The sequence below is a fragment of the Pedococcus cremeus genome, from assembly GCF_900111375.1.
Classification (GTDB): Bacteria; Actinomycetota; Actinomycetes; order Actinomycetales; family Dermatophilaceae; genus Pedococcus_A; species Pedococcus_A cremeus.
Genome location: NZ_FOHB01000011.1, coordinates 123,112 through 133,826, shown reverse-complemented (window position 1 = coordinate 133,826; position 10,715 = coordinate 123,112). Strand labels below are relative to the sequence as shown.

Sequence of the window (10,715 nt, the reverse complement as noted above, 5' to 3'; positions counted from 1 at the left end):
CTGCGTCCTGACGGCTGATCATGTCCGTCTCGAGGCGCACCAGCTCCTCATCGAACACGGGGGGCCCGGGCCCCTCGCTGGTCTCCGGAAAGTACCTGTGAGGGTCCTGTGTTGCTCCGTCGAGCGAGATGAGGGTGTACAAGACGATCTTCGACACAGCGAGCCTTTCGTCGGAGCTTGTTCTTGGATTGACTCACGCGCTTCGTGGAACTCATCGTCCGGCCGGTCCTGCAGCGGCCGGACGAGGTCGTCCGCGGCGGACTTCAGCCAGGCGATCGAAACGGACTTGTTTGCCGTTGAACGCTTCTCCGAGCGCGAACTGACGGCGGGCCACGAGTAGGTCCACCTGCGATGGGAACCGGTCGAGTAGCGCTCACATCTGCGGCAGTCCGTCAAAGGTGGCGTCCGCAGAGGCCACAATCGCGGAGCGGTACGTCTCAGCCGCCCGTCAGGTCGCGCCAGCCCGGGCGATCACCCTTCTCCTTGTGGCACCTGCGGCAGCGGATGAAGCGGTCCCCATCCGGGGTGTGGGCCCACTCCCACGCGTGCCGGAGGTTGATCCGGCACAGCACCGGCTTCGACGGCGCTGTCATGGTGGCCTCCGCCGTTGCCTCGCCGTCCCGGGGCCGGCGGTGCGCAGGGGCCCGCGGCGCAGGAGGACCCGGACGGCCTGAGCGTCGTGGCCACCGGGCTGCCGACCGTGGAGTCCAGCTGCAGCGCCGCTAGAGCCCACCACCACCGGAGGCCCCCCGGCCCTCGTCGTAGCTGCGAGTACGTTCCCCGCGCTCCGCCATGCCGCGAGACCCGCCAGGGCCATGGATCCTTCGGCTGCGGCGTTCGGATCGCCACACCAAGGCGCCGCCAACGACGACGACGAGCAGGATAAGCAGCCACACTGTCATGGCGACCACCTCCATTCACCTCAGTGTGCGACGCGTTCAACCGGGGTCAACAGAGCCCATCAGGGCCAGAGGTGAGTACTGGTCACGCTTCGTCGCACCCAAGGCACCTTCGATGCGCCGGTGGGCGCGGGTCGGATCCGCCGCCGCTGGCAGAGAGCCTCAGCATGGAAAGCCGATGGTGGTCGACGGGGAGCACTCCGCGCTCATAATGCTGACTACCGGTGGTCATGCTCGTCTCCGTCGCTGAATGCTTCCATGGTTCATGGGAACCGACTGGCGACCCCGGGGCGCACGTAGCCTGATCAACCTTGGCCATCTGCTGGTTGGTGTGGCGGCACTCGTTCTCGCCGGCGTAATGATCGTGGCCGGTCGAGCGCCCAACGCCGAGTTGGAGGGAGTACTCCTCGGATTGGGGCTGTTGCTCGCGCTGGTCGCCATGGGCTTCACCTGCACCGCGATCGTCGTTCTCCGTCGTGCACAAGATGGTGGGGTTGGCTGGCTGTCGCTGACCCTCAGCATCTTCGAACTCGTCGTCGGAGCTGCCCTGGCCGCTGCGCTGGCCGTGGCAGTCCAAGGCTACGGCGCCTTTGAGCCTTGGCGCTCTCCACTCCTGCTGCCGTCGGCGCTACTCATAGCACTCGGCCTCGCAGGACTTGGTGTCGAGCTCCTCGCGCACCGCCCGGAAACGCACTGATCTGCCGCATGCGGCGCGTGTCAGTCAACCTCCGCCAACGAGCGCCCGTCAGCTGTTCTCCAGGGGGAGCTTCATCCGCGGGGCTGACGTCAGCCGGAAACCGGCGCGTTCGTAAATGCGCTGCCCCTGCGGGGTTGCGCTGAGGTCCACGCGATCAGCGTCGATGCTGCGGGCCCACTCGATGACGACGTCAACCAGGGCCGCCCCGAAGCCTCGGCCGCGGTGCTCCGGCAGCGTTACGACGTTCGACAGACGTGCGGCCCTGCCGCGGGGGCTCTGCGGGTTGGGGACACCAGTCTCCAGGGTGCCGATCGCACAGGCCACGATGCGCCCGTCGATGTCGACGACCGGGAACCTCGCCGTCTCCCGGGCGCCTACCGTCCTACCGAACCATGCCCTCGCGTGATCGACCCACGTGTCGAGCAGCGGGGGTTCCTGGTCGAACAGCGACGCCCACAGTGGCAGTAACTGCTCGATGTCCTCGGGTCGGGCGTCGCGGGGCGACGGCGCAGCGGTCGTCATTGGTTCAGGATGCCGGGCCAGCGCGAAGCGCGTCATCCCACTTTGCCGCCGTCCGGTCGTGCCGATGTGCGGTCGGATGGGGCGTCGGGAAAGTGTCTTGGTGAGATGCTCGGGAGATCCGACCGAAAGGAAGCCGGTGCCCCTCAGAGTGACGCCTCCTGCTTCGCCAATCGTTGCGACATGGCGAGCTCCGTGGTGGCAGCGCATCGTCTTCCCGGCGGTCGCCGTCACGATGTTGCTGGGATCCCTCTGGCCATACGCAGGCGAGCCCTACGAACCGATCTGGTGGGTAGTCCCGTTTGCAGCGCTGCTGGCCATTTATCCTCTGCGGCCGCGGCTACGTCTCCATGAAGATGCCATGCACGTGCGTGGAGTGCTGCTCAGTCGGGTCATTCCGATCGAAGAGGTTTCAGCAGTTCAAGGCGGCTACGGCGGCCTCGACATCTGGTGGGGCGACGGCCGTTTCACCGAGGTGAGCTCGATCGGAGAGCAGAACAATGTCGAGTGGTTTCCCGGGGGTGATGGCCGTCGTTACTTGATGCGCGACCTGATCTTGGACACCCGCAATGAATATCTGCGTGCGCATGGCCTGAAGTCACGGCCAGATCCCCATCGCGAACAGGAGAGGCAGCGTCGCGAGTTTCGAGAGCGCGGATGGGTCGAGCACAACCCACCGTTGCGGCCGAAGAACGACGGGGGCAAACGCGGCATATGACGTCCGCTCATGCCGCGATCCGCGCGGTCCTGTCGATGTGCGGACCGCCCGGTCGGACTCACTCTTGGGGGCCGTCTCCCGCTCGAGCCAAGCGCTCGCGACTCAGATACCGAACCGGCTTGCCGAGCGACTCCGCGTAGGCAATCTCCCGTCGGGTTGACTCACCCACGTAGCCGCCCGGATCCACGATGTACACCTCGTCAGCCATGCGAATCTTTTGGAAATGCAGGCGGCCGAGACGCCCCTTCAGGTCCGAGCTGTCGGCTGTCCGGTCGTAGTCCGGCAGATCGGGGAGGCTGAACATCCCGAGGCTGATCACGACGCAACCTTCCATCGTGAGCCGCTGGTTGACCTCGGCGAACTCAGCCTCAAACTTGGTCGAGCCGCAAAGCGTGATGACCTTCGCCTCACCCTCGGCCGACTGCGGCGCCTGCTGGTCCTCCATGAGGCTAATGATCACTGCACGGCAGGATGTGTCTATCGCCGCCCCTGGACGTCCGCTGATGCCGCGATCAGCTTGGCTCCGGCAATGGGCGTGAGGTCGGCTCGCGCTGCACTGCTGTCGCGTCTAGCGCCGACCGCGTCGTCTCCCAAGGCGACCGCTCACAACCGTGCTGGCGGTGCCGAACACAACGCCGATGATGAAGGCAGCCAAGGGCCGAGGCATGGTGTCGTCCCAACCCGCGGCACTGAGCGCGTCGGAGACCGCGCCCGTCAACAGTCCAATCGCCAAGGTGCCACCGATGTAAGTGGCCCGGAGCGCCCCTCTGCCGACTGGAGCACCGTGGTCATCAGGCATGCGGTGGAGCCTACGGCGACCACGATCGGAAGATCCGAACGTGCCGCGATCCGCTCGTGCCGATGAGCGGACGCCTTGGCACGAAGGTCCGCTAGGTTGCGGCCGTGACCGAGCTGCCGCCCCAACACGTCCGAACAGAGTCCGCCGCTCCCTGGTGGAAGCAGCGAGCGGGCTGGATCTACTCGGCACTCCTGGAGGGTCAACTGCGCGACCACGACCAGCAGGAGGACGTTCGATACGTCCTTGGCCGTGAGTCGGTCGGGACGTTGTCACTGCCCGGCGGCCAGCTTGTCGCCGCCGACCCCTACGTCATGGAGGCTGAGCCGCAGCCCTTCGTCCAACAACTCGGCAGGGACGTCGCAGAGGTCATTACGGCACGAGCGCTCATCGCAGAAGGCCATGAGCGCATCGTGGCACTGATCTTGAAGGTGGGTTCGAACCCGATCCGAGAATGGGCCATAGCGACTCTCCCTGGCCAAGACGTTATGACCCTCGGCCCTGAAGGTTTCTTCGGTTATGCGGTCGACGCAGGAACTGGTTCCTTCGGCAGCCCAGAGGCAATGAAGGTGGCTGGACGAGTCCTGGGCGCAGACGGCGGAATGCTCGAAGACCCCGTGTCCAAGGCACTGTTCAGCGATGGCGTCGGCACACGAAGTGCGGTCCTGGTGGCACCAGAAGAGGGAGCAACTCCGATAGTTGTTTGCTCGTCGGGATGGGGCGACGGTCAATACCCCACCTGGCTTGGACTTGATGACTCGGGCAACGTGACGGTGGCAGTGACGGACTTCCTACTGACCGGGGATCCGCACGCTGCACCGTTGCTGCCAGAGGGCTCCGCAGTACCGACACCGGCCACGAGACCAGAGTCGCTGTTCCGGCGCCTGTTCAGCCGCTGAAGAGGTAGCCCGTTTCCCTCTCCCATGGACGGCTCGTCCGGACATGCCGCGATCCGGGCGTTGCGTCCTTCCACGGCTTGCGGGCTGATGAAGTCAGTTGGAGCACGACCGAAGGCTCTGCCATGCGCGAAGTTCACGTGCGGGGTTTGCCTGCGCGCTCGAACAAGGGGGCGCGGCGGGGCACGCGAAGTAGTCCCATCAGGTGGTTCAGCAGGCCGAAGGGGACGCCTACCTTGAGGTGGCGGCACGTGCCCTAAGTGCGGATGGCTGCACTCGCGCGACGCCAGCAGTGCATGGAATCGAGTCCATCGTGACCGCTACCTCGACGGCATCGCAACCAACTCCTCACCGCAAGGACCGGCAATCCGCCGGTGACGGCCCGGGGGGTCGCGGCCGCATCGCATGGATCGTGCTGGGCTCGTTCGCTGCCGGCTGGCTGGTGGCTCTGCTGCTGGCTCTCGCCCCGTTCGTCGCCGCCGACGTGCCCCGCGTCACTGGGGCGCTGCTGTGCGGATACGCGGTGGGGTGGGCCATGTTGGCTGCGCTTTCTGTGCGGTTGACCGACCAGCCGCAGCGGTGGGCTTGGGCGTTGACGGCGTTCATGGGGGTGGGTGGTGTTCTTCTGCTGAGCTTCGGCTCGTCAGTGATGGGCGCGCTGGCCTGGGTGTGGCCACCGGTTTTGCTTGCGTTGGCGGTCTGGTCGTGGGTGCAGGCCCGCCGCCACTTGCACAGTCGAACTCGGCCGCTCCTCGTCTACCCGCTGCTGTTCGTACTGGCACTGGCCTCGGTCGGCGGTGCCTACCAGGTTCTGGGGGCGCGAACGGATGCGAAGGCGCACCCGATGCCTGGCCAGTTGGACGACGTCGGCGGGCGGAGCCTGCACCTGCGCTGTACTGGTTCCGGGACTCCGACGGTGCTCTTGCAACCGGGGGCTGGGGAGTTCTCCTCGAACATGGGCTGGATTGCGCCGGCCGTTGCCGAGCAGACCCGGGTCTGCGTGTACGACCGGGCCGGCCGGGGGTGGAGCGACCCGGCTGACGCGCCCCAGGACGGTGCCGCGCTCGTTGCCGACCTGCACATGTTGCTGGCCCGCGCGCACGTCACCGGTCCGTACGTGGTGGCCGGACACTCTTTCGGCGGCCTGTACACATTGGCCTTCGCCGCCAAGTACCCCGACGAGGTGGCTGGGATGGTGCTGCTGGACTCCACCAACCCCAAGCCAGCGACCAAGCCCACGAAGCCGACGACGCCGGGTTCATACGACCCGCTGAGTCATCTGTCCGCGGTTGCCGCGACGATCGGGGAGGTTGGGCTGACCCGGCTGTACTCGCACGTGGAGGCAGGCACGCTGCCGCCGAGGTCCCGCGACGAGATCCGCGCCAGCATCGCGCACCCGGACACCGTCAAGAGCACGATCGACGAGTACGTCCAGTCGAACAAGGCGATGCAGCAGGCGGCGGAGCTGACAGACTTCGGCGCCAAGCCGCTGGTCGTCGTGACTGCAGGCGAGGGAAGCGCCCCAGACTGGTCCGCCAAGCAGGACCGTCTGGCGGCCCTGTCGACCAACAGTGCTCACCGCACGGTCGCCGGTGCGGCCCATGAGGATTTGGTCGCCAAGTCGTCGGATGCGGCCCAGAGCTCCAAGGCCATCATGGACGTGGTGTCAGCCGTGCGGGGCGAGGCTCAGCTCGCGAAGTAGCTCGAGCGCCGGACCCATAGGGCCGGTCCGAGCGCTCGAGGGGCGTGACGGTGATGGGCTTCGTTCCGTGGTGCATGTGCATGCGGCGCCACCTTTGACGCGCGGCACGAAGGGCTCCTTCGCTGAATCTTCTTCACCGGGTGATGGGGATGGAAGCGTCCGCTCGTGGCTCCATTCGGTGTCAAGAAGCGGCTGGAAGGATGCGCTTAGGCTTGGTCTTGGCGGGTCCGGGAAGTGACTTGTCCGAAGAGCCGGTGTGGCTTCTGCCGGCCTGCTGCGGCACAGGGGCTACTCAAACGGGCACATCCCGCGTCATAGCCCTCCCGACAGGACGCGGGACGGCGCGCGGTCGCTCAACTGGTCCGTCCATCTCCGACAACGGAGTAGACATGTCGGGGTGCTCGGATGCCCTTGAGCTCATGAAGACCACGATCCTCGTAGGCCAGGCCCGCATCCATCGACAGCTGCATGGTGAGGTCAGAGAGCAGCACCTCATCGCCCTTCGCGAGAGCCATGATCCGCGCTGTCTCGTGCACCGCCGCGCCTCGTATCCCCCCGGGAACGACTTCCACTTCGCCCGTGTGCACACCGGCGCGGACCTTGAGGTCAAGCTCTGCGACGGCGTTCCGGATGTCCGTGGCGGCTCGCACTGCTCGAGCCGCACCATCGAAGGACAACAGGAACCCGTCCCCTGTGGTGTCCACCTCCTGGCCCCGATACCTGTCCAGCACCTCGCGGACCAGGGCGTTGTGCCGTTCGAGGAGCCGATTCCAAGCAGCGTCACCGATCTGCGTGAGGTGAAGCGTCGAGCCTTCGATGTCGGTCATGACCAGGTTCATCAGGACGCGATCACCGACCGATGGCTTGCCCCAGCCCTGCCAACCGCCCCACACGATGGAAACCGCGGCCACATCGCTGGTGACCAGAGTGTCGTGGCCGGCCGGTATGTCGAAGACATCTCCTGCACGGACATCGATCGTTGTGCCGTCGTTCATGATGAAACGCGCACTACCGGAAACGCCCACCCCGACGTGGTGGAACTCGCAACTGTCGGTGCCCGCAATGTCGCGCACCCGCTCCGACCACCGCGAGCCAGGTTCCATCACCATACGTCCGACCACAAGATCGCCAACCACCACGGTCTCCGCCATTGCGCCCTCGAAAGTCAGGACTTCATCAGGCGTGTCGAAGTTCTTGATCCGAGGTTCACCTTTGAGCATTGCGCCACCCCTCCCGGGTAACCGCCCCACCTAGTCTCTCGGAGCATAGGACCGCAATGGCGCGCGCAGAAGACGATGCCGATCTGCATTCCGGCTGCTACACCGGCCAACAACTGCACTTCGGGCTGCCCACCAGCTCGCTTGGCTGTGCCACTGCCAATGTCATCGTGGTGATGTCGTCGTCGAAGCTGGTTGTCACGGCCTCGCCGACCGTGGCAACACGGTCGGCGACGACGCGCCCGGCGAGCCTGAGCTGGTACAGGGTTGGGTGCGCCACGGCGTTCGGTTGGGCCCGACCCACGCAGGCCGTGGACTGGCTCATGACCCGCTCAGCGCCACCGCTCGCCGGTGGCCCGCACGTAGGTGCGCCAGAAGTACCGCCACGGCGTCACCGCGATGATGGGAATGACGAAGGAACAGTTCACGACGATTTCACTGGTGGCAGCGTCCATGGTCCCGTCGAGGGCCTGGGGCAGCGCGACGAGGCCGAGCCATAGGACCTTCCATGCGGTTTCAAACACGAGCACCGGCACGAACTTGCCGGGGTAGCGCAATCCGAGGAACGCGAGCAGCGACATGGCAGTCAGCAGGCACACGGTAACGCCCTCGTAGAGGGGCAGCGTGTGGGCGCTGGGCAGCAGTGGCCACTTGACGAGTACCAAGCCGACCGCCATGAGCAGGTAGCCGCCTCGCATGACGTTCAGGCGTCGCACGGACAGCGACTGTGTGGCTTGGGTGGGACCGGTTGTGGGCTGGCTGAGAGTGTGGGCGGACATGTGGACCTCCGAGAATGAGAGTGCGAGTGGAGCCCTCTCAGGTTGCGACGCGAAGAGGGACGCCCGCATCGCCCGGGAGTCGACGCCCCCAACGCCGTCCGGGTACGGGAACCCTCTGCATCGTCGACTTTCGTCGGCCGGTCAATCGACCATTGGCGGCTCCCGGCGCCCTCGGTCCGCACCTACGCTGAGGCCATGTCCGAGGGCCGGAGCTGGTGGTGGAGGGAGTGGGGTCATTCGCCCTCGCGGGCCGCTGCCTTGCCGTCGCTGCAGCCATCACCTGGCAGGCGCGGACGTGACCGGGCCGTTGACTGCGCGGTGTGTCTCCTCGGGGTGGTCAGCGGGTTCTTGTTCCTGAGCCCGCAGCTGCACGAGGCAACCCGCGTACTGACCTCAGCCCAAGTCCTCATCGACGTGACGGGCGGCGTGCTGGCCTGTGCAGCGTTGTGGTGGCGTCGACGGTGGCCGTTCGGTGTCGCCCTGGCATGCCTGGCGTTCGGGACGTTCTCCATCTTCGCGACAGCCGCCGCCCTCATCGCGCTCTTCTCCCTCGCGGTGCACCGCCCCGCCCGACCGGCGATTGCGGCAACGGTGCTCTGGGTGCCGTCCGTCCTCCTCTTTGCGCTATACAGCGGAACAACGAGCGCGCTGTCCGTGCTAGCGGTGACCACACCGCTGGCCATCGCGGCCACCGCCTCCGGCATGTTCCTGCGGGCACGACGGATGCTGCTGGCGTCTCTCCGCGAGCGGGCGCTGCGGGCGGAAGCGGACCAGCGGCTCCACGAGGAGCAGGCACGGATGGCTGAGCGCACGCGAATCGCTCGTGAGATGCACGATGTGCTCGCTCACCGCATCTCCCTTCTGGCGCTGCACGCCGGGGGCCTGGAGGTGCGACCGGACCTGTCGCCGGACGATGTCAAGGCAACAGCAACCCTGATGCGCTCAACCGCCCGCCAAGCGCTGGAGGAGCTGCGCGGCGTCATCGGGCTCCTTCGCGAAGAGGACCGTGCACCCATCCCCGCCGTCCGCCAACCCACGTTGGGCGATGTCGACCGGCTGGTCGCAGAAACGCGTCAAACGGGTGCCGCCATCGACTACGACATGCAGGTCACTGCCGTCGACAAGGTTCCCAGTGCCCTCGGACGCGACGCCTACCGCATCGTCCAGGAAGCACTGACGAACGTCGGCAAGCATGCATCCGGTGCCCGGACACGTGTACGGGTGACCGGTGCGCCGGGGCAGGGCCTGCACGTGAGTGTGCGTAACGCGGACTCGAGCACTGTCGCGTCGCGGTCCGACCTGCCCGGGGCGGGGGCTGGTCTTCTCGGGCTTCAGGAGCGAGTCCAGCTCGCCGGCGGAACCCTTGTGCACGGTCCGGACGCGTCGGGCGACTTCGTCGTGGAGGCGGACCTGCGGTGGTGAGAGTCCTGCTGATTGACGACGACGCCCTCGTTCGTGCCGGTCTGCGCATCATCTTGTCCTCGGCCGACGACGTGGAGGTCGTCGGGGAAGCTGATGACGGAGCCGCCGCCGTGGCCGCCGTCCGGGAGCGTCGCCCCGATGTTGTGCTCATGGACATTCGGATGGCGCAGATGGACGGCATTGCCGCGACCACGGCACTGCGTCGGCTGCACCCGGCCCCCCAAGTCATCGTCCTGACGACCTTCCAAGCCGACGAGCACGTCATCGGTGCCCTTCGCGCGGGAGCGAGCGGCTTTCTCGTCAAGGACACTCCCCCGCTGGACATCATCAACGCAGTCCGTCTGGTAGCGGCCGGTGAAGCCATCATCTCCCCATCGGCGACGCGTACTCTGCTCGCGCACTTCGGTGACAGCGGTGCCGTCTCCCGCCGCGATGCCGCGGCGGTTCGACTCGCGGCGCTGAGCGACCGTGAACTCGAAGTTGCTACCGCCATCGCGTCGGGAGCCTCGAACGCGGAAGTGGCCACCCAGTTGTTCATGAGCGAGGCAACGGTCAAGGCCCACGTCTCCCGGCTGCTGGTGAAGCTGGAACTCAACAACCGGGTTCAAATCGCCATCCTGGTGCATGACGCGTCCACCTGACCCGGGCCGCCCAGTCCGAGGCGCTGCCGGGCCAGGTGGACGTGCTGCTTCACCTCTGAGCGCAGCAGGGTCGCGAGACCGACGTCCTAGCCGGAGGTCGTCGCGTTCGACGATCTGGCGTTCACCAGCACCAAGCGCCGCCGTCGGGGTCGGAGCAAGAACGCCGCCTCGTGGGGCATCCTCGCCGCGTACGCCTCCGGCTGAGGCGACCGTGGCGTGTGGTGGTCTACACCCTCCGCTGAGGTGGGGCCCCGTGGTCCGGAGGCCAATTCCTGCTGTGGGCTCTCTCGGCGGTCCTTGCCCTTCTTTCGGACCGACGGCAAGCCATTTGGGCGATTGCCGGTCGGGCGTTGGGCCGTGTGGAATGGGCCCACGCTCATCCAACGCCCTTCGCGCCCCCCTTGGACGCGCGAAGGGCGTTGTGGCCAA

12 protein-coding genes are annotated in these 10,715 nt (G+C 66.6%); 6 read left to right on the top strand and 6 right to left on the bottom strand.

Annotated elements, in window-relative coordinates; translation table 11 throughout:
* Window positions 1-437: 437 nt before the first annotated feature.
* Window positions 438-593: a hypothetical protein gene (locus tag BMW78_RS20935; protein WP_177180472.1), complete on the bottom strand. Its 156-nt coding sequence runs from the start codon at window positions 591-593 to the stop codon at window positions 438-440.
* A gap of 556 nt (window positions 594-1,149) precedes the next feature.
* Here BMW78_RS20935 and BMW78_RS18695 point away from each other — a divergent pair.
* Entirely contained in the window at window positions 1,150-1,596 is a 447-nt protein-coding gene (locus BMW78_RS18695; RefSeq protein WP_143056340.1) for a hypothetical protein, read from the top strand.
* Window positions 1,597-1,644: 48 nt separating this feature from the next.
* Here the strand turns inward: BMW78_RS18695 and BMW78_RS18690 are convergent, their stop codons facing one another.
* Window positions 1,645-2,118, bottom strand: coding sequence for a GNAT family N-acetyltransferase (locus BMW78_RS18690; RefSeq protein WP_091762820.1), 474 nt, complete (start codon window positions 2,116-2,118; stop codon window positions 1,645-1,647).
* A gap of 136 nt (window positions 2,119-2,254) precedes the next feature.
* Here BMW78_RS18690 and BMW78_RS21085 point away from each other — a divergent pair, with 136 nt between their 5' ends.
* The gene (locus BMW78_RS21085; protein WP_218144428.1) at window positions 2,255-2,833 is read left to right on the top strand and encodes a hypothetical protein; all 579 of its coding nucleotides are present in this window, start codon (window positions 2,255-2,257) and stop codon (window positions 2,831-2,833) included.
* A gap of 58 nt (window positions 2,834-2,891) precedes the next feature.
* Here BMW78_RS21085 and BMW78_RS18685 read toward each other — a convergent pair whose 3' ends face one another.
* On the bottom strand, window positions 2,892-3,278 hold the full coding sequence (locus BMW78_RS18685) for a hypothetical protein (protein ID WP_091762846.1): 387 nt from the start codon (window positions 3,276-3,278) through the stop codon (window positions 2,892-2,894).
* A gap of 458 nt (window positions 3,279-3,736) precedes the next feature.
* Here BMW78_RS18685 and BMW78_RS18680 point away from each other — a divergent pair, with 458 nt between their 5' ends.
* Both BMW78_RS18680 and BMW78_RS21340 read left to right on the top strand, forming a co-directional pair.
* Window positions 3,737-4,528, top strand: a complete 792-nt coding sequence (locus tag BMW78_RS18680; protein ID WP_091762818.1) for a DUF4241 domain-containing protein — start codon at window positions 3,737-3,739, stop codon at window positions 4,526-4,528.
* A 202-nt stretch (window positions 4,529-4,730) separates the two neighbouring features.
* A complete protein-coding gene (locus BMW78_RS21340) occupies window positions 4,731-6,227 on the top strand; it encodes an alpha/beta hydrolase (protein WP_218144427.1) in 1,497 nt (498 codons plus the stop codon).
* Between the two features lie 353 nt (window positions 6,228-6,580).
* On the opposite strand, the gene BMW78_RS18670 is transcribed toward BMW78_RS21340, so the two are convergent.
* From BMW78_RS18670 to BMW78_RS18660, 3 genes are all read right to left on the bottom strand, one after another.
* Window positions 6,581-7,447, bottom strand: coding sequence for an adenylate/guanylate cyclase domain-containing protein (locus BMW78_RS18670; RefSeq protein ID WP_091762815.1), 867 nt, complete (start codon window positions 7,445-7,447; stop codon window positions 6,581-6,583).
* Window positions 7,448-7,544: 97 nt separating this feature from the next.
* On the bottom strand, window positions 7,545-7,769 hold the full coding sequence (locus BMW78_RS18665) for a hypothetical protein (protein ID WP_091762813.1): 225 nt from the start codon (window positions 7,767-7,769) through the stop codon (window positions 7,545-7,547).
* 7 nt (window positions 7,770-7,776) lie between these two features.
* A complete protein-coding gene (locus tag BMW78_RS18660; protein ID WP_218144426.1) occupies window positions 7,777-8,160 on the bottom strand; it encodes a hypothetical protein in 384 nt (127 codons plus the stop codon).
* Between the two features lie 396 nt (window positions 8,161-8,556).
* Here BMW78_RS18660 and BMW78_RS18655 point away from each other — a divergent pair, with 396 nt between their 5' ends.
* Window positions 8,557-9,645, top strand: coding sequence for a sensor histidine kinase (locus tag BMW78_RS18655; protein ID WP_177180470.1), 1,089 nt, complete (start codon window positions 8,557-8,559; stop codon window positions 9,643-9,645).
* Complete coding sequence (locus BMW78_RS18650; protein ID WP_342707748.1) at window positions 9,642-10,286, top strand: response regulator; 645 nt, start codon at window positions 9,642-9,644, stop codon at window positions 10,284-10,286. The genes BMW78_RS18655 and BMW78_RS18650 overlap by 4 nt, the downstream gene beginning before the upstream one ends.
* The last annotated feature ends 429 nt before the right edge of the window (window positions 10,287-10,715 follow it).

What these genes read in the sequence shown, in the direction of transcription:
- BMW78_RS20935 (WP_177180472.1), bottom strand. Translation starts at nt 593, where the DNA reads ATGACAGCGCCGTCGAAGCCGGTGCTGTGCCGGATCAACCTCCGGCAC.
- BMW78_RS18695 (WP_143056340.1), top strand. Translation starts at nt 1,150, where the DNA reads ATGCTTCCATGGTTCATGGGAACCGACTGGCGACCCCGGGGCGCACGT.
- BMW78_RS18690 (WP_091762820.1), bottom strand. Translation starts at nt 2,118, where the DNA reads ATGACGACCGCTGCGCCGTCGCCCCGCGACGCCCGACCCGAGGACATC.
- BMW78_RS18685 (WP_091762846.1), bottom strand. Translation starts at nt 3,278, where the DNA reads ATGGAGGACCAGCAGGCGCCGCAGTCGGCCGAGGGTGAGGCGAAGGTC.
- BMW78_RS18670 (WP_091762815.1), bottom strand. Translation starts at nt 7,447, where the DNA reads ATGCTCAAAGGTGAACCTCGGATCAAGAACTTCGACACGCCTGATGAA.
- BMW78_RS18665 (WP_091762813.1), bottom strand. Translation starts at nt 7,769, where the DNA reads ATGAGCCAGTCCACGGCCTGCGTGGGTCGGGCCCAACCGAACGCCGTG.